Origin of the sequence: Candidatus Symbiopectobacterium sp. NZEC151 (assembly GCF_025962655.1) — a bacterium.
In the GTDB taxonomy this organism is placed as follows: domain Bacteria; phylum Pseudomonadota; class Gammaproteobacteria; order Enterobacterales; family Enterobacteriaceae; genus Symbiopectobacterium.
In genome coordinates this window covers 391752-415363 of the sequence record NZ_JAGFPE010000004.1, presented here as the reverse complement: position 1 = coordinate 415363, position 23612 = coordinate 391752, and the positions used below count along the sequence as shown (strand labels likewise).

Here is a 23612-nt window from a genome sequence, read left to right as displayed (position 1 = left end):
CGGGAATGACGAACAACAGCGTGACCGTTACAGCACTTTCACGCGGGTGACTTCATTACCGTTCACTGCATCAACCACGTGCACGGCACAAGACATGCAGGGGTCAAAGGAGTGGATGGTACGCACCACTTCCAGCGGTTTATGCGGATCGGCCACCGGCGTACCTACCAGCGATTGCTCGTAAGGCCCAGCAACCCCTTCAAAGTTACGCGGTCCAGAGGTCCAGGTTGAGGGCACCACCGCCTGATAGTTGGTGATCTTGCCGTTCTTGAACACAATCCAGTGCGACAGCATACCGCGCGGCATTTCGCCAAACCCAACGCCACGGTACTCTTTGTCCGGGGTAAACTCCGGCTTGATAAAGGTCTGGTGGTCACCCTTGCCGATATTGGTCACCAGCGCCTGCCACTGCTGCGCCAAGGTATCTTTCAATACGCAGCAATGCACGGTACGGCCAATCACACGCCCTAACGTGGAGTGCAAGTGTTTCTCTTCCAGCGTTTTACCGGTCAGCGCTTTATACAGACCAGCAACCTGCGCGAAATGGGCTTGCGTGTCTTGGTGTTTGGCGGCCAAACCGCACAGCAACCAGGCCAGCGGCCCGACTTCGACCGTTTTACCGTAGAAGGTCGGCGCTTTCACCCAGGAATATTTGCCATCATCCTGCCAGCCGGTGTAGTTGGGGCGCGTCAGCCCTTCCCACGGTGCCAACGGTTCATCATCTTTATACCAAGCATGCTTGCCGCTTTCTTTGATGCCGTCGATCAAAAACGCATCGTTGTGGGTGGTGATCGGACGATATTTGCTGAAATCCCCGTTTTCCAGATAACCGCCGGTCAGCAGGAAGCTGCCGCCTTTGTTGTCGGTCGGCAGTTCAGGCACGCTCAGGTAGTGATCGGCCCCTTTGCCCAGCGTCAGCCACTCAGGGTAGTGCGCCGCGATAACCGCGCAATCCACTTTGTAAACCTGCTCGATAAAATCGCCCAGACGATCGATGAACGATTTCACGTACATCAGGCGTTCCATGGTCAGCACCGCAGGAGCATCCAGGTTGATCGCGTTTGCCACACCGCCGACCGCCAGGTTTTGGATGTGCGGCGTTTTGCCGCCCAGAATGGCAACGATACGGTTCGCATCACGCTGGCATTCCAGCGCTTGCAGGTAGTGAGCGACGGCAATCAGGTTCACTTCCGGCGGCAGCGCCATGGCCGGGTGTCCCCAATAGCCGTTGGCGAAGATCCCCAGTTGGCCGCTGGCCACCAGGTCTTTGATCTTCTGCTGCACTTTGGTGAACTCTGCTGCGCTGTTCAACGACCAGGTGGATGCGCCTTTCAGCAGGGCTTCCGCTTTGTTCGGATCCGCGTTCAACGCCGCCGTCACATCGACCCAATCGAGCGCCGACAGTTGGTAAAAGTGAACAATATGATCATGAATGCTGTGTGCAGCCAGAATCAGGTTGCGGATATACTGTGCATTGACCGGTACGTTCAACCCGAGTGCGTTTTCCACCGCGCGCACTGACGCGATGGCGTGCACCGTGGTACACACCCCACAGATGCGCTGCACAATCATCCACGCATCGCGCGGATCTTGACCTTTAACGATTTCTTCCATTCCCCGCCACATGGTCCCGGAAGACCAGGCTTTAGTGACTTTCCCATGCTCAATTTCGCAATCAATGCGCAGGTGCCCTTCGATACGGGTAATAGGATCAATGGTGATGCGTTGGCTCATGCTTTACCTCGGCCTGATAATTCTTATGAACGCTTCCCAGTGCGGGAAGAACCGGCAACAACCGGATTAACAAGATGTATGCGCACACTTCAATGGCGACAAATCCCATGGAGATCAGCACTTCTTGTGCCGCAGGGAAGTAGTGGTAGCCACCGCCAGGATTGAACGCCAGCAGTGAATAGCTCAAACGCCACAGTGCCGCCCCAAACAGCATGCTGAGGCCACCGACGAACAGCCAGCGCGAATCTTCACGCGCCCCCGGCAACCGGAACAGCACCAGCGGGAACGCCATCAGCGCCGCTTCACACCAGAACATGATGGAGAAGCGATCGCCACTGAACAGATAGCCGGTTTTGTTGTGCCACAACAGTTCGCCAAAGCGCAGCACCAGGAACAGCACCAGCAATACCTGCGTGATGGCGCTCAACTTGGTAAACAGCGGGCGTTCATTGGGTCCGCGACCTTTCAGCCCGGCCTGCACCAGCGATCCTTCAAACGTGACGATGGAGAAGCCCATAATAAAGGCGGTCAACAACGACAGCAGCGGCAGTAACTCATAGCTTTGCCACAGCGGATGCACCTTGTACCCGGCCGAAATCATCAGCGAGCCCATGGAGGATTGGTGCATGGTGGGCAGCAATGCCCCGAGCGAAATGATAAAGAACATCGCCTTGTTGAGGTGCTTCAGCGCTTTCTTCCACCCGAACCGTTCGAACACCACGGGCGCAAACTCCAACGCCATCACCCCGATGTAGATGGTCATACAAACGGCGGTTTCAAACAGCACCGAGTTGGTGTTGAAGAAACCGGGAATGTAGAAGTACGGCAAATTCCAGTAACGCCCCACGTCGATGGTGATGGACAGCCCACCCAGCGAGTAGCCGAACAAGCTGGCCAACAGCGCCGGACGCACCAGGGGGTGATATTCGCCACGGTTAAACACATAAACCGCCCAGGCCAACGCCCAGCCGCCGCAGGCAAACCCGGTGCCGACCAGCAGGTCAAACGCGATCCACAACCCCCACGGATAGCCTCCGTTCAGGGCCGCTACCGCACCGATACCAAAGATAAGCCGCCGCAGAATCAATACGCCGCAGATCACCGCAAGCGGTGCCAACAGCATCACCGGCCAACTGACCAGACGCCCGCCCAGCGGGCTGGCTTTATGCGCCGTCATGATCGTTCTCCTGATCTTTCTTCGGATGATGCGGGCAGGCGTGGTGTTCGTCGTCCGCCTTGCGTTCATCCCGGGTGTTACGGTGCACCAGCACAGAAAGCCCGGCTAACACCGCCAGCGGCAACACCATGCCTTTATACAAGGTGTGCTGAACGTGCTCAGAGCGCGCGCCGGTAGACAGCTCATCCAGTTGCGGCAGATCGAGGTTTTGGTAGGGAACTCCTGCCATTACCAATACCTGTGTACCGCCCGCCTCTTTCTCGCCGTAAATATGGCGATCGTAGGTCGGAATGGTGTGCAGGTAAGTATCTTTAGCCCCCAACGTCTGACGCGGGTAGTGGTACTCATCGCCCGGTTTCATCGCCATACGGCGTTTGGCTTCATCAAGCAGCTCTTCGCGCGTGCCAAAGATCACCGCGCCGGTTGGGCACACTTCCACGCATCCCGGCATGCCGCCTTTATCCAACCGCTCCAGCCCTTTCTGGTTACACAGCTCGCACTTGTGCAGTTTGCCGAACGGGTTTTCGTAGTCGTATTTGGGGATGTTGAACGGGCACGCCACCATGCAATAGCGACAGCCGGTACAAACGCTGGCGTCATAATGCACGACGCCGGTTTTGGCATCTTTTTTCAGCGCGCTGACCGGGCAGACCGACACACAGTTCGGATCGACACAGTGCATGCACTGCTTTTTGATGTAGGCATAGCCGTTATCGGCCTGGTCTTTGTTCTGACCGGTACCGCTACTCCACACCTGAATGATGTTGTTGGTGTACGGGCTCAACTTGTCATTGTTGGACCAGGTTGGTGAACCGCCGGCATAAATCTGGCTATCCGGTCGATAGGCCGATTCGTTAACCTGCTGACACTCGGTCACGCATGCCTGACACCCTACGCACAGCGTTGAGTCGTAAAGCATGCCCAGTGCACCGGGGATCGGCGGTCGATTGGTCGCCGCTGCCTTGGCGGCAAACGGCGTTCCCGCCATAACCGCACTGGCAGAGGCTAGCTTGAAAAAATTGCGTCTGTTCACGGCTTAGCCCTCCCGGGAATCGTTACCGGCGTCTTGCTGCCCCTGTTTTTGCTGAGCATTTTTCTGTTGACGCCCCAATTCCCTCACTGCCATCAAGCTGACGCCGCCGACCACGCCCAGCACCGCGCCGAGCAGACCTACCGCCGTGGCGGAAACTTCACCCCCTTCGGGACGATCTACCGTCGGTTTCTGCGCACGCGGCGTAGGATTCTCCACATTCGCCAACTGGAAGATCCCTTTCTTAAAGCCGACGCCCTCTTCGTTACAGCCATAGCACGGGTGACCGATCCCTACCGGCCAGATACCGCCCCCGACGTCACAGAATTCAATGATCGAGCAGTTACCGTAGGTTTCCGGTCCTTTGCATCCCAGGTGATAGAGGCACCAGCCTTGACGATGCCCGTCATCACCAAACTCTTTGGCAAAGCGGCCGGCATCAAAGTGAGGACGACGTTCACAATGCTCATGGATCAGGCGACCATAGGCAAAGGTGGGACGGCCTTTGGCATCCAATGCCGGCGCACGTTGATAGGTGATGATATGCGCCACGGTCGCCAGAAAGTTGTGTGGGTTCGGTGGACAACCGGGGATATTGATAACGGTTTTGCCCGGCAGTACCGCTTCCAGACTGACCGCGCCTGTCGGGTTGCTACCTGCTGCGGCAACCCCCCCCCAGGCAGAACAGGAGCCGATGGCAATAATCGCCGCCGCGTGTTCCGCCGCTTCACGGATATGATCGACGATGGGCTTGCCAGCCACCATACAGTAGATGCCGCCATCCTTGATCGGAATAGAACCGTCCACCACCAGCACATACTTACCTTTGTACTGTTCGATGGCGCGGTGTTTATTCTCCTCTGCCTGCTCACCAAAAGCGGCCGAGAGTACCTCGTGGTACTCCAGCGAAATGGTGTTTAGCAGCAAGTTTTCAATCGTCGGGTGAGTAGCACGCAGCAGGGATTCGGTACAACCTGTACACTCCTGAGCGCCAATCCATAGCACCGGCGGACGCTGCGCGGAGCCAAGGGATTGCGCAATCTCTGCGGCAGCGGAATCCGCTAACCCCATCGATGCGGCAAGTGCTGCACATAACTTCATAAAATCACGGCGATTAACGCCATGATGGGAAAGCATTACATTTTCCCCAGTCATTTTTTATTATTCTCCTGTAACCAGAACGGAGCTTACCCAATGGATTTCGAAAAACAGGTACACGACTGCCTCGCGTACTCCCGAAAACTGATGTGGATAAGTCTGGCGGAGTAAGCAAGATAGCCGACGCACCTGCAACTTCAACGGTGTGGGGTATAACACACAACATGTGTACGGGTATGGTAATGAGGAAATTCATTTAACAGACTTGATCTTCATCAAGCAGCAGAACATTAGCCTGCTTATTTCTGTTATAAGTGTGATTGTTTACGCATCATCCTTTTATTTTGTCCATTTACACAGAATTTAAATGAGAAATAATCTCAATAACTATATTCTTCTATTTTTTGCAGTATCGATTTCGCTGCTTAATCGATTAACCCACAAACCAAAAATATATAAATAGTTGATTTTTAGCATAATTAAATATCATATCTATTATTTTTTAATATATCTGATTTTCTCGTTTTGCACAGATCAACATAGGATCTTTCAAAAAAAGCGTTAAATAATTTAGTTAAATAAAAACCGTTAACGCAAATTTTTTGAATCACATCACAACGCCGAATATATTGCTCAGGTAAGAGAAAGAAAAAATGACACAAATAGGCGGTCAATTGCAGACGAAAAATAATAAATAAAAGTGACTATAACCCTAAGGGAGTAGCAGAGCGACGGGTTCTCTTAAGTGCACCGTGGTGGATGCAGCGATTGCAAGATCCTATGTATCAAAGAGAAAGCGGGTGGCTATCAAAGGGAAGCGAGCGAGGATGTTAGGTGGAACGCCCGCTGCGCGCGAATAATCGCGCAGCGGGGTAACAGAAGCGATAAGTTACTCAATGCCTTGGCTGCGCAGGTACTCTTCGTAACTGCCGGTGAAATCCACCACCTTGTTAGGCGTGATTTCCAGTACGCGCGTCGCCAGCGAGCTTACGAACTCGCGGTCATGGGAGACAAACAGCAAGGTGCCCTGATAGAGCTCCAGCGCCATGTTAAGCGCTTCAATCGATTCCATATCCAGGTGGTTGGTGGGTTCGTCCATCACCAGAATATTGGGGCGCTGCATCATCAGCTTGCCGAACAGCATACGGCCTTTTTCGCCCCCAGAGAGCACTTTCACTTTCTTCTTGATATCGTCCTGACCGAACAGCAGGCGGCCCAGTACGCTGCGCACGGCCTGCTCGTCATCCTTCTCCTGCTTCCACTGGCTCATCCAGTCAAACACGGTCAGATCGCCATCAAACTCGTATTCATGATCCTGCGCGTAGTAGGCAATGTTGACGTTTTCAGACCACTTAACGGTACCTTTATCCCCTGCCAGCTCGCCCACCAGGGTTTTCAGCAGCGTGGTTTTACCGATACCGTTGGTCCCCAGGATGGCAACCTTTTCACCCACTTCAATCAGCAAGTTAAGACCAGAGAACAGCGGGCCGTTATCAAAGCCTTTCGCCAGCGCTTCCACTTCCAGCGCGTTACGGAACAATTTCTTATCCTGATCGAAGCGGATAAACGGGTTCTGGCGGCTGGAGGCTTTCACTTCATCAAGCTGAATTTTTTCGATTTGACGTGCACGAGACGTTGCCTGACGCGATTTCGATGCGTTAGCGCTAAAGCGGCTGACGAAGGATTGCAGTTCGGCAATCTGCGCTTTTTTCTTGGCGTTGTCTGACAACAGACGTTCGCGCGCCTGCGTGGCGGCCGTCATGTATTCGTCGTAGTTTCCGGGATAAACGCGCAGCTCACCGTAGTCCAGATCCGCCATGTGAGTGCACACCATATTCAGGAAGTGGCGATCGTGGGAAATGATGATCATGGTGCTGTTGCGTTCGTTCAGCACGTTTTCCAGCCAACGAATCGTGTCGATATCCAGGTTGTTGGTCGGTTCATCGAGCAGCAAAATATCAGGATTGGAAAACAGCGCCTGCGCCAACAGTACGCGCAGCTTCCAGCCGGGAGCGACTTCACTCATCAGACCGTAATGCTGTTCCAGTGGGATACCGACGCCTAACAGCAGTTCCCCTGCGCGAGATTCGGCACTATAGCCGTCCATTTCGCCGTATTTAACTTCCAGATCGGCCACTTTATAGCCGTCTTCCTCGCTCATTTCTGGCAGCGCGTAAATGCGGTCACGCTCTTCTTTTACCGTCCAGAGTTCAGCGTGTCCCATGATCACGGTATCCAGCACGCTGAAATGCTCAAACGCAAACTGGTCCTGACGCAGCTTACCCAGGCGCTCATTCGGATCGAGGGCAACGTTACCGCCGCTCGGCACCAGATCGCCACCGAGGATCTTCATAAAGGTGGATTTACCGCAACCGTTAGCACCAATCAACCCGTAGCGGTTGCCGTTGCCAAACTTGACGGAGATGTTTTCAAAAAGCGGCTTACTGCCAAACTGCATCGTAATGTTGTTACTTAATAGCAAAGGATATACTCTTATCAAAACGTGATTTGGGACGCATTATGCCACAAGATAACAACGGGATCGCCTATAGTTATGTACGTTTTTCGAGCAAGAGACAGGCATCAGGCGACAGTCTGCGCAGACAGACAGAAATGGCTGAGGAATACGCCAGCAGGAATAAGCTGAATCTTTCCAGCAAGAATTTTCAGGATTTAGGTATCAGTGCCTTCCGCGAGGGTAGACGCCCTTCGTTAGCCGATATGCTCACCGCAATAGATGAAGGACAGATTGCGGCAGGTTCAACCATTATTATTGAAGCATTGGATCGCCTTTCACGACGAGGTATCGATGCCACACAGGAAACGGTGAAAGAAATTCTCCGTAAGGATGTGCAAATCGTTAGTTTGTCCGATAGCTTGGTTTTGACTAAAAGCAGCCTGAATGACTTACAAAGCGTGATTCGTATCGCCTTAGCCGCCGACCTTGCTCACAAAGAATCAGAGCGCAAAGCACTACGCCTACGGCAAACCAAAGGACAGCAGAGACAGAACGCACTTAACGGCATACCTATCAATAAAATCCTCCCTTTCTGGCTACAGCGCACTGTAAAGGGATACGACTTCAGTGAAAAAGCGGAAACAGCTAGGCTGATAGTTAGACTAAAGCAGGAAGGAAAAGGCAGCAACATGATAGCTAAGGTGCTCAATAAAAAGGGCATCGCAGGGATTCGTGCTGCACAATGGAATCACGCTTCGATAACCAAAACAATAAAGAACCCTGCGCTATACGGTGCCTATCAGACCGGTGAAACGACCAACGAAAGAGAAATGATTCAACTAGAGCGAGTAGAAGGATACTACCCTGCCCTAATAAGCAAAGATGAATGGCTATTACTTCAATCTGACCAAAGCAAATCCAACCGGGGACGCCGCAGCGAAAATAATCCTTACAGCGGTCTATTGCGATGCGGATGCGGTGGTGCATTAGTAAAAAGAAAGCATACAGTAAAAGGGAAACTGTACGTCTATCATGGTTGCTTAAACGCCAAAGATGGGCGTTGTTCGCAAAATCTTTCAATCAAAGGGTTAGATGAAGCACTAGCAACAATACTAGGTCGGCTTGAGTTCAAAAAGGTTGTTACACCTGATCAATCAATCTATCTTGAAAGGCAACAACTTGAAAATCGCATAGCTAAACTGAACAATAAACTACAGGAACTTGATGAGGTTCCTTTGTCTGTCATTAAAACCATCGGTGACATGGAAGCACGAGTAAAAAAAATAACTGAGGAGATAGAAAAAGGCGAGCGTGAACAGCGGGGTATTAACGCTGTTAATAGCGCAAAACTATCAAGTATTACTGATAGTTTAGAGCTTAACCTCTTGTTAAAACGAGTTTTAAAAAGCATCACTGTAACTCGGTCAGGGCTTGGTTGGGCGGTTATAATTTATCATCTATCGGGTGATACACAGAGCTTCATGCTCGATAATGGAAAACTCAGATTTGTGAGCGACTCGATTGCTCTGAGAAAGTTATTGGCTGAATACACCTCAGACGATCAAACATCATCTTATGAACCAATTGATGATTAGATACACATCTTAATGCTCTTACATTAATTACGGATAGAAGGTATTAAATAGTACATAATACCTTAACTACCCGAGATTCTTGGTGCCAAAAAAAGTAAAGCACTAGTACTTTTATATGTAATAAGTTATCAGATAAAATTTCATCCAGACAGGTTTCCTGCTAAGACTTATATCTAAACTAATTACTTAACCGATTATTATGCAGCAAAAACATCTAATATATAATCGGCGTTAAACTGATAATCATCATCATCATCATCAACACATTGGATATTGACAGGTAGCTGTTCAACGTCGAAAGAGAGATCATATCCTGTATTTGCATAAATATATTTTCTCAACTCATCAGCATTAACAATATTTTTACATGTGACGCCATCATGCTGGAGTAAAACAATACTGTCACCCATAAAGCGAATCATATGTTGTAGAATCAATGATTCAGCCCCCTGTAAAATATGCGCTAGCAATTTAGATCGCTTCACATTTTTAAATTCCTCGACCTTTGTTTTCATTATTAAACCAGCATCGTTTAATATTTTAAAATGACCTTTCGTTCTATTCTTATAGTCATTAATTACATTATCTCTGACAGAATTTATCTCCTTACATAGTTTATGAATAAAACTTCCCTTAATTGCATTAGAATCATAGGTTATATCCAATTTTTTCAGAACACCACAAGGTGATAAATTAGAGCCATAAATTAGTGCAATTAGAATAACTTTCGCATCATCTTCAGAAATATTGAAAAGTTCAGCAACTTCTTTCCTTACCAACTTTTTATTATTTATGTAATAATCAGTACATGGAGTCGATACATTTATTCGTGAACACATTTGAGATAAAAGAGTATAATGACAATTCTCTATATCTATATCATAAAGCCCAGCTAAAGCCGCTTTACGTATCTGACGACTACAGTTTTGTAGATTTATTTCATTTTCAGCATAAAATCGACCAGAGCTGCTTTGAACATATGTTATTGGCAAACAGCCCGATTTATTTGCTTTAGCCATAGATAGAATACTTTCAATTTGGGCTATTTTATGATCATTATTTCTACATTTTTTTAGCTCTATCATCAGGCGATGGAGGGCAAGTTCATTAATAGATATCTCTTTAGGAACAACTTCTTTTACATCGCATTTCCTACCTTCTCGCATTCTTGAGCGTATCCCATTTCTAGGAGGATTATAAGGCCTATTGCTTTCATCAACAACTCCGCACCCTTTTTGTATTGCATTACAACTTTCAGAAAAAACTTCATAGCCTAACTTTGTGGCGATATATCCATCAGGAAATTTACCTGCCAGGTGATTACTCGCTTGTTCAATTAATTTTAAATCTTTTTTCATTTCAGTAAAACGTTTAGCTCTTGGAATATACTCTCGTCTTTCACTTGAGTATATTGAAGAAGCAGACTCCACATGTGGGTGTCTACGCCTACCTACTGCACAAATGTACAATTGATTAAAATAAAATTTTTTCTCTTTCTCGGAGTATTTTGTTAGTATTTCTTTGGAACAGATTTTTTTGTTAATTAATTGGGCTTCAATTTTATTATCAAAACCTTTAGGTTTAGTAGTCATAGCATAATCCTGTTTTGCCAAACCTCGAAACAGCATAAAAGCCTTTACATTCGTGGACTTAGCTCGTTTAAAATGATTTTTTTTGCAACATATACTTATCCTTTGTTCTTCCTGTCCTTGCTCCTTTCGGCGAAAAAATTTCATATATAGAAAAAATACGCCGATAGGAGAATTTCTTCTGAGATTCGCAAGGTGAGGAAATATATTGATCGATAATGCATCTACATCAGAACTGATGAGAGATCTTATGAAAATCGAAACGATTGATAGGAAATACAGGGGTTACTGTTAGTATCATAACTGACAGTCAGGGATAAGATGATTGTATACCTATGCCAAGTAATCACTTCTTGGCATCACTGGCTCACATTAGAAGAATGTTTAATCTCAGTGAAAACTTATATTCTCTTCAGCGTAAGAGCTGATAACGGTAACTTTATATGAGGAAGGATTGAAAGTCAAATCAGGGGTCTTATAGCACATTTTATAACCATTACAGGACTAGTCTGTGTTAGAACCGGCTGGAGTTCATAGTCCCTGTTCCTAACCAGATGCTCGGTAATAAACGGCAAACTGACTTACAGAAGCTTTGGCAGGCCACCTTAGAATCCCAAGAGCTAATCATGAAGAATCAGTCTAATGAAGTGCAGTATTTGATAAAAATGCCACTTGATAGTGGCATCCCAGAATTACTTAAAAGTTTGGATTAATACGAGCTGAAACGCCTGCATGTTCTTTTAAAAGATAAAGAAGGCCACCGCCATCGATAAGTTCTATAGGTTTGTCTTCGCAGAATCGATAAGCATCTTTACCATACTGGCTGGTACAAACCAAAATCCCCTTATTCGCTCCTTCATTCATCATAGTACCGTACAGATCTCTAACGGAGCTTACGCCAACAGTGTCTTTATACCTTTTCGCTTGAATAACAACTTTGCCGCCAAGGATTGGACGTGTATCGAATGCAACTGCATCAACGCCACCATCTTTTGTACCTCTGGTGAGTTTCGTATCTAACCCCATTTGCGTAAACAGATTTGAAACTAGTACTTCAAATTCAGAAGGAGAAAGCTCCATCAGGTTCGGGCGTGTTTCAAGGCCAGAAAGAGCATCCCCTTGTTCAATGAACCGTTTATCGACCATGTCAAATTCAAGAATGGGTTTGACTGCCTGAAGCTCATCAGGTCGAACTGAAACTTGAGCCCCCAAACTTCGTAAGCATGCACTTTTTTCAACCCGATCAAGTTTGATTTGCATAAAATCATCCTTGTGCGCTCGGGCAGAAACTAAGGTAATCTTAATATCGTGTCCACTCGTCGGATCAACGGTGTCGATGACACCATTAAAAAGTACAGAAGTTAAAGCTAGGGCCCTATCTGCTTCAAATAGCTCATGAAAAGTTCGGAGTGTAATTGCGGCTATTACATTCTGATAAAGATCTTTTATTTCATTCGCTTTTCTCGCCTTAGCATCAATTGCATCTCTTGTCTTAACATACTTGTATTCAAGCTCGCGTGGGACAATTGATATTTCAGGCAAGTTATATTCCACCACCAATTCTTTATTTTCAGATAAATATGCAAGTCTGAATGATTGGGGGAACCCAGTTTCAGGATATTCAGATCTTGTAAGAACCATTTCACAATAGGCTAATACGCTATCAGAATCGCAATTTAGATAACTTTGCTCAAACTGGTCCACTTCATCATGCTGATTTTTTATTTCATCAAAATACACTTTTCTGCGTTTTTGATATTCTGCGGTTAATTTATCTAATTCAATCTTCTGATTTGAAATCTTTCTCGAATGCTCTTCTTTGCATCTAACGAAAGCCTCTTCAGCTACTAGCAATTCACGTTGATAATTTCTTTTTACCCAAGGAAAAATCATTTTCCACATAGGAGGAACACTCACAACTCTCAGTTCTGGCTCTGGTTCAGGTAATAAGTGATGGGGAGTTTTGAAGTCTTCAAACTTAGGGATTTTCTTCAATGTGGAAAAATCTATCGAATCATCAAATTCGAGCGTATGTTCAAGTAGGGTCGAAAGAGCAAGAATAGTATCTTCAAGCTCTGAGTTTAAATCAGACACCTCTTCTTGTCGTCCCTCTAGATACATAACCTTAGCTAATTTCTCGGCTTCTTTTTGCTCACGAAATCTTTGAGCGTTGTCTCTTTTAATTTCACGCTCCAGACGCCGGACTCCAGCAAAATGATTTCTTTCTGCTCTCTTTCGCTCGCGTTCCGCAGCCGCTGCTGCCCTAACTGTTGCACGTATCAAACCTTCAAATCCAGATCTGCGTCCCATTGCTGTCCCAGGGCCCCCAACTGAAAGATAGAACCATAACCATAGAAAAGCTGCTGCAAGCAGCCGTGGATTCACATACGCTGTTTTAATTTACTCCATTGTCAACTGGATGATCCAGATAATGAGAGTAATCTTTCAATACTATGTTTGATCTGCTTCATTGTGCTGTGATTAAGATCCGGTTCTGGCGTAGACTGCCCCACTAAATGTGTTTGTCGGTAAAAAGCAAGGAGCAGGAATCATGCAGTTTGCAGTACAACTCGACTGAAGGATCTGTTGCATAAAAATAGTTATTATGTAGATATTGCAAGACATAAAAACATATGTTAATAACATACACTTTCGTGTTGTGTTTTTTTATCATGTTTATGATCTCACCGAAAAGGATTGCAGATGACGCCTGAGTATAGAATTGATGCTGAGAGAAGAATAACTGAATATTTAAAATCTCAACATCTGGAAAACATAAAAAACATGCAGGTCGAGAAAACATTTAATGACTTAGATTTTGAGGTTAATATTTGGAATGTCAGAACAAAAAACGATGGTAACTGGTGGGTTGCTGAAGGTGAAAATATCCCTTTAAATCTATATACTCAAAATGAGTTTTTCTTTTCTGCTGATGAAGCATATTCTTTCCACTTAGGCATAACGCAAAGACTACAAGCAAGGCATAGTAATGATTTCAAACATGTCATTAATGAGTTACCTTTAGATATTGATATGCTAAGTTCTATTAGTCGGAGATTAAATGCTTCCGCCATTGCTCTGAACAATATTAGTGCTCCTGAAGATATTCAAAGTGTTGGATTGACATGCAGAGAGAGCATGGTTGAGCTTGCTGGATATCTTTATAAAAATCATGAGGACATATTAAAAAAAGAGAACATTAAAGTAGCTGACTTTAAAAATATTTGCCGGATTATCATTGGTTTATATGCTACTGGGAAACGCAATTCTAGCCTCAGAAAGTATTGTCGTTCAACGATTGAATCCGCATGGGACCTCGCTGCAGAAACCGTACACTCTTCAAATAAAAATTTCCCCGATGCTAAAATTTGCCTTCTACTTACTTGTACAGCAGTTTCATTGATTCAAAATTTATTCCTTAAATTCATAGGCTTTGATCGAGAAATAAAATGCCCTAACTGTCATAGTTTAATTAGTGAAGTTTATGGGTATGAAGAAGGTAGCCAACTTCTCGTAGTATGTGGAGAGTGTGGACAAGTTATACAGGCACTTTCAGAAGAAACTGGTGATTAATCTTAGGCATTAATAATAGATCTTAATTCAGTTCCGATTGTTAATTTAATTAAAACTACCAATGTATACTTACGTCACAGACCTGCTCGTAGCAATGTCTTCGGGTTGGTGTGAGCTAGAACTAAATAGCTATAATGATAAGAAACGGATTAATCACCATAAGTTACTAAGTGATTTACTATTCGGACCAGCTATTTAGAAGTCAACATATAAATAGCCTCGCATAATAGCGCTGTACTTAGAAGTGTGCTACCTCCCGTCAGAGTTGGCCTTGCACGATGAGAAGTCAAGCATCAATAATACGGGAGTATTTAGCAGATGTTGACTTGAGTAATAAAAACTTAACATATTGAAAATATCTCATATGCAATTATTCTATTTTCAATAGAATTGTTTAAAAGATATTATAAAAATAAATATCTCTTTCGTACTTTAGCTTATTAAATGGTGTCAACTCTCCCCAAGAAGAGTAGTGATTTTTTTAACCTCTTCAAAATTGCTTTCAGAAGCAAACAACCAATTATCAATAAATGAATAGAAATTTCTATCCATTGAACAATCCCATAAATTTAAAGATATTATTGCCGACCAATTATCAGATTGTTCCTTTAGGATTGAATTAAAGAGATATATAGCAACAACTTTATTGATTTCTCTCTGTGTCGAAGATTTTTCTAATTGAGGTAACATACTAGATAGCCAAGACGTAAATTCATTACTTGTATCAAATAATCTATGGACAGTATTTACCACTTGACCGATATACTCAGTAATATGAGATCCGTAACTCGAATTATAAGATGATATTTCAAAGAAATTCCAATCTTCACCGAGTTTATACATGACTGCTATAGAAGCACATTCACATAAACTTTCTTCAAACCATTTATGCTTATGTTTGCGAGCAAGAGAGTGGTTACAGTATAAATGGCATAACTCATGTGAGAGCTGATAAGCCATTTGTGCCCAATGATCACCAGATTCACAACATAGAGTAATCTCCCAGTTTCCATTATTTTTTTCAAAGTGAGCAAGAGGATATTTTTCATGACGATTATTATTTACTAAAATATCACTTTTAATCTCTTCCCCAACATAACTGGAAAATATTTTATAGACAGCCTCAGCTAACTTTTGGGTACTACAAGAAATTGAAGGAACTTCCCAGCCATCGCCAGTAACTTTAATCACTAAATTAGCCCTTTGTTTTATATAGTTCGGATGTTCGGATAGACAGGAAATATTATCACTTATCACGCCTACTATCTATCTTTAAATTTTCAAATCATGATGTATGTAGAATAACTCCTATTGTGAGCATAAGAATTCAGCAGTTGGCAGAATACCAATAAATTAAGCTAATTTCCCTTTAAGAACATCACAATGCTGTTGGATATGTCCGATTATGGTGAAAACTATTAACTTAATAAGGCGTCGATAAATGAATGTACAAATTATCATATCAAACATCAGTCCGTAAAGTTAATCATACAGCTAGGTATAAAACAGCTCAGTAAGAACTAGCCGTGCAATTTAATTACCCTGCTAATTGTTGTCCGAGCAACCCCCGTCAATTGGTGAATATCGCTATAAGACATCCCTGCATCACGGAGCTTTCTGATCCGTTCATGCATGTCAGTATCAGCCTGACGACCACGGAATTTGCCTTCAGCCTTTGCTTTTACTATTCCCTGCGACTGTCTACGCCTTCTATCTGTATAGTCCTTACGCGCAATAGCAGCCAGCATATCTAACATCATCCCATTCAACGCATCCATCATACGCGTAGTAAACTCATCACCATTCTGAATCAACATGTGAGAGGTAGGCAGATCTAATGCTACAACGCGAATCCCTTTCGACTTGATTAGGCATGATAGCTTGTCCCAATCCTCTCCATTAAGGCGGCTCAACCGATCAACTTGCTCCACCAGCAAAACGTCATTCGGCTGTGCAAGATCGATCAATCTGATGAGTTCAGGCCTAGTAAGACAGGCCCCTGATTCATTTTCAATGAACCATCCCGCAATTGTTATCCGCTTATCACTCGCAAAACTGAGTAACTCATCTTTTGCCCTCTCCGCGTCCTGCTCTTTCGTTGATGCCCTTAAGTATGCATAAACTCGATTTGTCATAGTTATCTCATGACCTAGTAGCATTTATATGGTAGTGATTATACAAGTAGTTTATAGGTGGTAGCAATATTTATATATCGTCTTTGCAGACCTGTTCAGAGTGGTAGTCGTTGTGTATACATAAATGCAACTAGCAAACATGGAATCTGTACGGTATATCACCAACACTAAAATCAGCAATTTGTGAACTATGTAATTATTCAAAAGATGCTAAGGTGCTTTTCATTAGAATCAGGAGTAATATCGGTAACTGTAACATACAAAAACATGGAAACAATAATGATCTCCATACCGCCAACAACACCAAAATCACTAAAAGATCCATCAAATATACAAATAAGAAACGCTTTACTCTCTTCATCTCATATGCAGCCATTGAATCGGTATGTAAAAAAACTTAGAGAAACCCTAGGACCAACCGTGTTCATTCCTGATTTTGATCCACTAGATGGCGGTATTGATGCAGAATTTATTTTTTTATTAGAAAAGCCCGGGCCAAAAACTGATAAAAGAAACATTGGTTCAGGTTTTATTTCTCGCGACAATAATGATGAAACAGCTAAGAATATATTTAACTTTATGAATGCGATAGGGCTGGATAGAAACCGAACTATTTTATGGAATACTATTCCTTACTGGGATGGAGGCCGTCGTTTCAAAGCAGATGACGTAAAATATGGAATTCAGCTTCTTGATGGGATCTTTGCCTTACTACCTAAAAAAAAAGCTGTGATCTTGGTGGGAAATCAAGCTCAAAAAGCAGAAAAATTGATTAAGCATAAAAATATTAAGATATTCAAATCAGCCCATCCTTCTCCTATAACAAGAGCGTGTAATCGTTCAAGATGGGAAAGCATTCCTAATGAGTGGAGTAAAATACTTTCATAATTTAGCTTCCATCATTAGTAATCTATATTAGCAAGAATCGTTCTAACATATTCCCTGTTCGCGGACATACATAATTTGTCAGAAGTAAACATGACTAAAGCCCCTAACAAATAATAAGTTCCATTTTCTATTGCATCACCAAAATTGTGTTAGAATTTGATTGATAGTATAAATCAATACCATGTTAGGAGGAAAAATAAGATAGCCGTTCTAAAAAACTAATTATATTCAGAAGATAGATTATTCATTTTTAATATAAAAATCCAACCAATAACACTTTTAAATCTTTAATGGGGGATTTATAATAATAATGAATTTAAACAAACATTGGGATTTTCCTAGCATGACGCATATAACTATTCTTCTTGAAGATCTTTTAAAAAACATCCCTGCCAATCAGGATGATGCAAATGACTTTCTTTCCAAATATTTAGTTGACGATCAATGCGCTATTATCTCAGCTATTTATATAGGAAGGGACCATATTAGTTACAATACCTTTATCGAAGATAGTGAAGAAACTTCCGCATATTTTACCCCCAGTTATCCTTATGGTCGGTTTTACACAACAGGAAACTCACCAAGATGGATTATAGAGCCCTCCGATTTCGCACGAATTATTTATGAAAAAGCCAGCAGTTTAGAACTTTATTGCACTGCCTTTAAGCGGTGTTCAGATAACTCCGGTTATGATATGTCGAGTTTCTGATGATTAGTTAAGGCCACATCAGTGGCCTTAACTATACACGCCTATTTCCCCTAGTATAACCCATCTATTTTCATAGCTTATGTGATTAAGCCAACTCTAATTCTAAATATTTCCTCTAGATTCTGCTAAAATTTTTCACTTCTTACAAATACCGAATTTATTGGAATTAAATGTCGGAATAACAATCAATTTCAATCATGTTAAAAAATACATTTTAATGAAGTCATTATTTATAAAATACTCAAAATCATTCTTTTAATATTCTATGATCAGCATAAAAACACAAAGAGACCTGATTAAAATTAGTTATCAAAAACGTAAGATACTTTCTAAAACGAAATTTTTTCAAGAACAACGATACGATCCGTAGTCATTTCAACCTTACATTCAATTGTAGCACATTTTTCTTTCTCTTTAATCCAATTTCGTTGTTCTTGTAATAGTTCATTCCTCTTTGCCTTCGCTAAAGACTGCCATACTTCATTCAATTTTTTGTCAGCCATAGCATACGAAGTTACTATTGTTTTTTCTTTCTCTGATTGGCTTAAAGAACCACTATTACTATTTGATAACTTTTCATTTTCGCTATATTTTTCACCGAGTTTTATTTCCTTTAAACACACCCCATCTGTACTCTTCAAATTGGCACTCTCATCCAGATGCTTTGATACCCAAAAACCATTCTTTCCAAATACGCTTCCCCATGATAAATATGCAGAAGATGTAGAAACATAAACTAGTTCACCGATGTTCAAATCAGCTATATCTTTGGCTGTATCAGACTTCTTATTTAACTTATCAAAATTAATATTAACATTGCCTTGTAATCTAATTTGGTAATCATTATCACTCAAAGATCTACGATAAATCTCTTTTACTTTTCCCTTTATAATAAACTGGCAGCTAAATTTATTATCAGCTCTTAGTTCATTCTTTTTATATTCAGCGTGTAGTTCTTCTGGGGTATACGTAACGTCACCAATAGTTTCAGCTTGAACATAAGAACTAAGAGCGACCATAAAAAAAGCCACATATATTATTTTCATTTACCATTAACCTTTATATTACAACACTCATTAACAATGGAGATAGACAATTCAAGTTCAAAGATATTTTTTGCAAATTAATAAATTACGCAGATTATTTTAAACACTCAATAGATAATAACTTACACCCTTTTCTAATAATCAGATGATTTTCCGGTGGGTTTTTAACAGTTGTTCTTATTTCATTTATAATATGATTAGTTAAAATATCGCTCATCTGCATATATAGTATCTTTTTATCATTAAGCTCGGATACTTCAGATATGAATTGAACATCTTCGTCTTTTATATCAATATCATAGATAGCAGACATATAGCTTAATATAAATTCATTACTCATTTCGAAACGACCAACAGAATAAGCCCCTCGGTATATATTTTTGTTCATATGAGGTACCCAATCATCTTTATACACTTTTTCAAGAACGCACATCTACATCACCTAACAATCGTTATCAAATAAACCATGAATGTAATCATCAGAAAGAGCACCTTCATCTCTATAATAAAAGTGCTTTTACTTGACTGAAAACAACCCCATATAATAACTTGCTTTTATAGGTTGAGTTTTTATTTGCAGTTTTTCACTATTCCAGTAAGAAAAACCTGTCCTTTTTCATCCAAAAACTTTAGTGTTCCACTTCTCGTTTTAATATCAACAATCGCTAGAGTAGACCCAGTCTCATCTGACTCCTTAAAATAATACTCATTTCCCACTCGCTGAGTAGTTATATTATTACCGAATACTTCTAACTCTGTTTTGCGTAAAACTTGCCCTGTCTGATCATCTTTTAGTATAGCTTGGCAGACCCACTTAGGAATGATAGTGTCATTTCTTTCCTCCAATCCCTTTGCAAAAACATTACCAGAGACCATCAAGAGCATTATAATTACAACCTTCATTTAAACCTCTGTTATAGTTAATTACACAGTCATATTAAGGTGTTAATTACAAAAAATTAATTTAAGAGGGTAATTAATCATCAAACAATGGTGCCCGTCTACCTTTCTTATAATCATCTGCAAGCTTTTTCATATATTCTTTATCGTTATTGGCAATTCGGTTAAAGTCTTTAATATCAAATGCATATTTCTTCATTTGACCATTAAAGTTTAACTTAGCATTAAGGTTATTAGATCCATTCAATGAATTTAAAAAATCTGTAGCTTCTGAACCAAGAATACACACCACTTCTTTTTCATCATCAACATTAGGTCTCATACCATGTAAGTTGAGCCTTTTATTATCAAAGGTTACGTCGATGTCAACCACAGGAATGATGGAATGGAATTTATCTTTTAATGCAAAGCACATCCCTTTAAATTGACCATATTTATCTAAACCAAGAAAGATTACGGCCTTATTGTCATTACTTGCAACACCAAAAGATTTTACCTCAGGAATGACATAAACATTGTTAGCTGCATTAGCATTACTGAATAGCAATGACATCGTTAACAAACTACAGCCCAAGACACTCTTCACTGTCATTAGAAACACCTTGTTATTAACATTAATTCAACTAGTTAAGTCCATTTAGCAAAAAAGTGGATAAGACAAACTGCTTTTCACAACCAGATGAAGTATATCATCCCCACACATTTCGATCTATAAAATCTATCAATATACAGTTATCGATCGTTTTTACAGATCGATTGAGTGACCAAAATTTCTTCACACTTGACTAATCAGGAGCATGTAGCTTAATCCATTGTTTAACTTGATGTATTTCTCTCGTTAGTCCTTCACTGTCGTACTGAGGGACTTCCAGTACACATACAGGAACAAATCACAGCCATCCAAGACCAGACAGAGCAACTTGTTGACACGATGATAAGGGAGGGTAAGGAGGTAAGAAGGTGAACCTTTACTGAAACTATCATCAGCACAGCAGGAATAAAAACAAATTATTACATATGAAACTGCATCGTAATGTTGTTGGTACTTAACACGGCGTTGACTCAAATAAAAAGTGTGATTTAACGCTCATTATGCCACAGATCACCCTTTCGGTCGCCTATCGTTTTATGCGACTGCGCCCAGTGAAAAACGACGATGTGCTATCAGAATTGAGTGTCAGCCTACCAGCAGTGTGATTATTATTTGTAAACATGGTTGATGGGACAGACTTAGAATGGCCAGCCGTGAGGGCGCTACAGGCGTGCTGTAGGCTCTCTTTAATATAGGTAGTGAGCCATTTCGAATATTCATACTGCGAGATAAAACCATGAACAGTGTTTCTACCGCTTCACCTGTTTCCCCTTTGGCATATATGCCATTAAAACAGGGGCATGGCCACGAAAATACCGGCAAGCGCTATTACCTGCCAGAGCGTATTAGGTTACTGACCAACACATCAGAAGATCGTGAAACATCAGCAGTATCAAATAAAAGCCATCAAGTAACCCTAAACATGCAAACAGGTTCAGCAACAGAAAGGCTGGCTTCGAATGTCACGCACCAGCAATCTGCGCCATCAGCACAATGTAGCCCGGTGGATGGCGCAGTTGAAACCAGGCCACCCAAGGGGCGATCAAACCGATGGATACTGCTAGGTGGACTCACCTTGATCACCACCGCGGTTGGCGCTTTTATCTATAACAGAGAACAGTTCGCATCCGCAGAGGAACCCTCTGTTATCACTATCACCCCGTCATCGCTTATTGGGTATCGTCCCGCCGCGCGGAATGGACTTAACCCCTATCGCTATAATTTTGGCTTAGGGTAATCATCATTTACATTCAGAGCAAAACAACAGCGCCAACTTACCGTCGGGTTTATTTAACTTGTTTAATTTCTTGTGGTTTAGCTCGGTAAGTTGTCCAAGTTGTTGCAGCGTCGGCGAAGCAGTATCGGGTAAGGTATGGGTTTGCGGTGACGCTTGTGCCATACGCTGCGCCGCCTTTTGCAACAGAGCAAAGTACGCCTGTGGTGTTGCCGTATCCGCAGGCGTAATCGCCATCTGACTTTTCAGCCACGCCCCCAGATAAAACTCCAAAAACGGAGGAGAGGGTTCTGGCCGTTCATAGGCAATACCACGCAAGAAATAGAGCACCGAGCGATAAGGATCGTCCTGCATGGCGTCAATGCCCACCTGGGTGGGCAGTTGCTGCGGTGCAACCTTGCCGGTAGGCCCCTCCAGCCACACCAGATGATGCTGTTGCATGTAGTCCCAGAATGCCGCCATTGAGGGTAAATGGCGCAAGTCATCGGTAATACGCAACGACAGCGTGATATCGCTATCCGGCGTGCTGGCGCGTAATGCGCTCACCGAGTGATGGCCGTCCGTCAGGTAGACCAGACCATCCGGGGCAATCACCGCGGATTTTACCGCATCGGGATGGGTCCCGGCCGGTTTGGTGCAGCGAAAACTCGTAGGTGTGGCCAGCGTCGAGGCGTCTGAGAAATCAGCCACCTTTCCCGCCCCTTCTCCCTTACAAAAATCATCAAACAGCGCGCGCGGTTTTTGTCGGTAGTGGGCGAGATCGTAGGCAACTTCTGCCCTGCCGATCGCCGGTTGGGTGGGATGAATCGTTGAGGCTTTCACGGCAATCAGCGTCCCGTTGGCGAATACCGCCCCGCTCCAGGCTGCCATCAACGCTATGATTCCGGTGAATACGAGAGCCATCGGCCCCTGTGATGGACGCGCGCGTTGTAAATGCCTGTGCTTCATAAAACCTCGAGATGGAAGACGTTGACCCGACAGATCAGCACAGTAGAATCATTTACTAGCAGATGGCAAGAGTTTCACCACAACCCCTCCAATGCACACCACATAAAACAACAGCAGGGAGCTTCAATGTTACAGACACTACACAGGCTACATCGCCCGCCACATCTCACATTGGCATTGCAAGAAGAGCAGGATGCACCGGCGTTATTTTCTCTGATACAACTGGAAAAGGCGCGTCTGCGCCACACTCTGGCCTGGCCAGACAGCGTGCGACACATCGAGGATACCCTGACAACCATCAAAGAGAACCGTGAGGATTTTTTTGCCGGACGCGCAGCGGTCTATCTCATCCGCTGGCAGGGGGAGATCGCCGGTGTGGCCTCATTTAACAGCCTGAAGGATTCACAGGGAGAAATAGGTTATTGGATGGCTGAACGCTTTCAGGGGCAAGGCATCGCCTCGCAGGCGATCGCGTTGTTAATCGATTCATTCGCCAATGCCGCCATACTGGACACCTTTATCATCAAGGCCGCCACGGTGAATCAGCGCAGCAATGCGCTGGCCCAACGTTTGGGTTTTGAGTTTGTCGAGTGCTTACCCGCAGCAGAAAAAATTGGGGATAACGTTTACGATCAAAACCGTTATCGCTTGCAGCGCGCGGCGGCGCGATAAGTCGCTGCTCGGTGGCGAATGTCATTTTGGCAAAAAATAGTGATATTCGTCACAAAAATATTGAACCGACGTTCTCTTTGGGCTATTCTTTAAAACGTGATGAACATCACACTTATTAACGAACCCAAGGAGACTGATTATGAAAATGTTCCGTGATATCAGTAAATTCTTCAAAAAAATGGGGAATGTCTATGTCAGCTACTGCGAACGTATCGGCTCAATCATCAGCCCGTT

Annotated in this window: 20 protein-coding genes; 6 read left to right on the top strand and 14 right to left on the bottom strand. The window is 43.4% G+C overall.

The window, feature by feature from the left end; all coding sequences use genetic code 11:
• Window positions 1-27: 27 nt before the first annotated feature.
• The 5 genes from hybC to J5067_RS15165 form a co-directional block, all read right to left on the bottom strand.
• On the bottom strand, window positions 28-1734 hold the full coding sequence (gene hybC / locus J5067_RS15185) for a hydrogenase 2 large subunit (protein ID WP_264651466.1): 1707 nt from the start codon (window positions 1732-1734) through the stop codon (window positions 28-30).
• The gene (gene hybB, locus J5067_RS15180; protein WP_264643342.1) at window positions 1712-2911 is read right to left on the bottom strand and encodes a Ni/Fe-hydrogenase cytochrome b subunit; all 1200 of its coding nucleotides are present in this window, start codon (window positions 2909-2911) and stop codon (window positions 1712-1714) included. Before hybB ends, hybC begins: the two co-directional genes overlap by 23 nt.
• Window positions 2898-3944: a hydrogenase 2 operon protein HybA gene (gene hybA, locus J5067_RS15175; RefSeq protein ID WP_264651465.1), complete on the bottom strand. Its 1047-nt coding sequence runs from the start codon at window positions 3942-3944 to the stop codon at window positions 2898-2900. Before hybA ends, hybB begins: the two co-directional genes overlap by 14 nt.
• Before the next feature lie 3 nt (window positions 3945-3947).
• Entirely contained in the window at window positions 3948-5096 is a 1149-nt protein-coding gene (gene hybO, locus J5067_RS15170) for a hydrogenase 2 small subunit (protein ID WP_264643344.1), read from the bottom strand.
• A gap of 832 nt (window positions 5097-5928) precedes the next feature.
• Window positions 5929-7521, bottom strand: coding sequence for an ABC-F family ATPase (locus tag J5067_RS15165; RefSeq protein WP_264651464.1), 1593 nt, complete (start codon window positions 7519-7521; stop codon window positions 5929-5931).
• Between the two features lie 38 nt (window positions 7522-7559).
• Here J5067_RS15165 and J5067_RS15160 point away from each other — a divergent pair, with 38 nt between their 5' ends.
• On the top strand, window positions 7560-9092 hold the full coding sequence (locus J5067_RS15160; RefSeq protein WP_264651463.1) for a recombinase family protein: 1533 nt from the start codon (window positions 7560-7562) through the stop codon (window positions 9090-9092).
• A 197-nt stretch (window positions 9093-9289) separates the two neighbouring features.
• Here J5067_RS15160 and J5067_RS15155 read toward each other — a convergent pair whose 3' ends face one another.
• Window positions 9290-10684 carry a hypothetical protein gene (locus J5067_RS15155; RefSeq protein WP_264651462.1) on the bottom strand — a complete coding sequence of 465 codons (1395 nt, stop codon included), beginning with the start codon at window positions 10682-10684 and terminating at the stop codon, window positions 9290-9292.
• A 693-nt stretch (window positions 10685-11377) separates the two neighbouring features.
• Entirely contained in the window at window positions 11378-12991 is a 1614-nt protein-coding gene (locus J5067_RS15150; protein ID WP_264627635.1) for a restriction endonuclease, read from the bottom strand.
• Between the two features lie 393 nt (window positions 12992-13384).
• Here J5067_RS15150 and J5067_RS15145 point away from each other — a divergent pair, with 393 nt between their 5' ends.
• Window positions 13385-14254 (top strand): hypothetical protein, encoded by an 870-nt coding sequence (locus J5067_RS15145; RefSeq protein ID WP_264627636.1) that lies wholly within the window; start codon window positions 13385-13387, stop codon window positions 14252-14254.
• Between the two features lie 450 nt (window positions 14255-14704).
• On the opposite strand, the gene J5067_RS15140 is transcribed toward J5067_RS15145, so the two are convergent.
• Window positions 14705-15445, bottom strand: coding sequence for a hypothetical protein (locus J5067_RS15140; RefSeq protein ID WP_264627637.1), 741 nt, complete (start codon window positions 15443-15445; stop codon window positions 14705-14707).
• 329 nt (window positions 15446-15774) lie between these two features.
• Entirely contained in the window at window positions 15775-16389 is a 615-nt protein-coding gene (locus tag J5067_RS15135; RefSeq protein WP_264651461.1) for a recombinase family protein, read from the bottom strand.
• Window positions 16390-16668: 279 nt separating this feature from the next.
• Here J5067_RS15135 and J5067_RS15130 point away from each other — a divergent pair, with 279 nt between their 5' ends.
• On the top strand, window positions 16669-17277 hold the full coding sequence (locus tag J5067_RS15130) for a uracil-DNA glycosylase (RefSeq protein ID WP_264651460.1): 609 nt from the start codon (window positions 16669-16671) through the stop codon (window positions 17275-17277).
• Window positions 17278-17587: 310 nt separating this feature from the next.
• The gene (locus tag J5067_RS15125; protein ID WP_264627579.1) at window positions 17588-17986 is read left to right on the top strand and encodes a hypothetical protein; all 399 of its coding nucleotides are present in this window, start codon (window positions 17588-17590) and stop codon (window positions 17984-17986) included.
• A gap of 329 nt (window positions 17987-18315) precedes the next feature.
• On the opposite strand, the gene J5067_RS15120 is transcribed toward J5067_RS15125, so the two are convergent.
• The 4 genes from J5067_RS15120 to J5067_RS15105 all read right to left on the bottom strand — a co-directional run bounded on the left by J5067_RS15120 (window position 18316) and on the right by J5067_RS15105 (window position 20524).
• Window positions 18316-19032 (bottom strand): lysozyme inhibitor LprI family protein, encoded by a 717-nt coding sequence (locus J5067_RS15120; protein ID WP_264627580.1) that lies wholly within the window; start codon window positions 19030-19032, stop codon window positions 18316-18318.
• Between the two features lie 94 nt (window positions 19033-19126).
• Window positions 19127-19465, bottom strand: coding sequence for a hypothetical protein (locus J5067_RS15115; protein WP_264627581.1), 339 nt, complete (start codon window positions 19463-19465; stop codon window positions 19127-19129).
• 137 nt (window positions 19466-19602) lie between these two features.
• Complete coding sequence (locus tag J5067_RS15110) at window positions 19603-19935, bottom strand: hypothetical protein (RefSeq protein WP_264627582.1); 333 nt, start codon at window positions 19933-19935, stop codon at window positions 19603-19605.
• Window positions 19936-20008: 73 nt separating this feature from the next.
• On the bottom strand, window positions 20009-20524 hold the full coding sequence (locus tag J5067_RS15105; protein WP_264627583.1) for a hypothetical protein: 516 nt from the start codon (window positions 20522-20524) through the stop codon (window positions 20009-20011).
• A 736-nt stretch (window positions 20525-21260) separates the two neighbouring features.
• Here J5067_RS15105 and J5067_RS15100 point away from each other — a divergent pair.
• Window positions 21261-21761 (top strand): hypothetical protein, encoded by a 501-nt coding sequence (locus tag J5067_RS15100; protein WP_264627584.1) that lies wholly within the window; start codon window positions 21261-21263, stop codon window positions 21759-21761.
• 3 nt (window positions 21762-21764) lie between these two features.
• Here J5067_RS15100 and J5067_RS15095 read toward each other — a convergent pair whose 3' ends face one another.
• Window positions 21765-22661, bottom strand: a complete 897-nt coding sequence (locus J5067_RS15095; protein ID WP_264627585.1) for a ParB/Srx family N-terminal domain-containing protein — start codon at window positions 22659-22661, stop codon at window positions 21765-21767.
• Between the two features lie 171 nt (window positions 22662-22832).
• Between J5067_RS15095 and J5067_RS15090 the strand changes: the two genes are divergently transcribed.
• Window positions 22833-23378 (top strand): GNAT family N-acetyltransferase, encoded by a 546-nt coding sequence (locus J5067_RS15090; protein WP_264643346.1) that lies wholly within the window; start codon window positions 22833-22835, stop codon window positions 23376-23378.
• Window positions 23379-23612 lie beyond the last annotated feature (234 nt).

What these genes read in the sequence shown, in the direction of transcription:
- J5067_RS15095 (WP_264627585.1), bottom strand. Translation starts at nt 22,661, where the DNA reads ATGGCTCTCGTATTCACCGGAATCATAGCGTTGATGGCAGCCTGGAGC.
- J5067_RS15145 (WP_264627636.1), top strand. Translation starts at nt 13,385, where the DNA reads ATGACGCCTGAGTATAGAATTGATGCTGAGAGAAGAATAACTGAATAT.
- J5067_RS15115 (WP_264627581.1), bottom strand. Translation starts at nt 19,465, where the DNA reads ATGTGCGTTCTTGAAAAAGTGTATAAAGATGATTGGGTACCTCATATG.
- J5067_RS15125 (WP_264627579.1), top strand. Translation starts at nt 17,588, where the DNA reads ATGAATTTAAACAAACATTGGGATTTTCCTAGCATGACGCATATAACT.
- J5067_RS15120 (WP_264627580.1), bottom strand. Translation starts at nt 19,032, where the DNA reads ATGAAAATAATATATGTGGCTTTTTTTATGGTCGCTCTTAGTTCTTAT.
- J5067_RS15150 (WP_264627635.1), bottom strand. Translation starts at nt 12,991, where the DNA reads ATGGGACGCAGATCTGGATTTGAAGGTTTGATACGTGCAACAGTTAGG.
- J5067_RS15155 (WP_264651462.1), bottom strand. Translation starts at nt 10,684, where the DNA reads ATGACTACTAAACCTAAAGGTTTTGATAATAAAATTGAAGCCCAATTA.
- J5067_RS15110 (WP_264627582.1), bottom strand. Translation starts at nt 19,935, where the DNA reads ATGAAGGTTGTAATTATAATGCTCTTGATGGTCTCTGGTAATGTTTTT.
- J5067_RS15090 (WP_264643346.1), top strand. Translation starts at nt 22,833, where the DNA reads ATGTTACAGACACTACACAGGCTACATCGCCCGCCACATCTCACATTG.
- J5067_RS15100 (WP_264627584.1), top strand. Translation starts at nt 21,261, where the DNA reads ATGAACAGTGTTTCTACCGCTTCACCTGTTTCCCCTTTGGCATATATG.
- J5067_RS15130 (WP_264651460.1), top strand. Translation starts at nt 16,669, where the DNA reads ATGATCTCCATACCGCCAACAACACCAAAATCACTAAAAGATCCATCA.
- J5067_RS15105 (WP_264627583.1), bottom strand. Translation starts at nt 20,524, where the DNA reads ATGACAGTGAAGAGTGTCTTGGGCTGTAGTTTGTTAACGATGTCATTG.
- J5067_RS15135 (WP_264651461.1), bottom strand. Translation starts at nt 16,389, where the DNA reads ATGACAAATCGAGTTTATGCATACTTAAGGGCATCAACGAAAGAGCAG.
- J5067_RS15160 (WP_264651463.1), top strand. Translation starts at nt 7,560, where the DNA reads ATGCCACAAGATAACAACGGGATCGCCTATAGTTATGTACGTTTTTCG.
- hybO (WP_264643344.1), bottom strand. Translation starts at nt 5,096, where the DNA reads ATGACTGGGGAAAATGTAATGCTTTCCCATCATGGCGTTAATCGCCGT.
- hybC (WP_264651466.1), bottom strand. Translation starts at nt 1,734, where the DNA reads ATGAGCCAACGCATCACCATTGATCCTATTACCCGTATCGAAGGGCAC.
- hybB (WP_264643342.1), bottom strand. Translation starts at nt 2,911, where the DNA reads ATGACGGCGCATAAAGCCAGCCCGCTGGGCGGGCGTCTGGTCAGTTGG.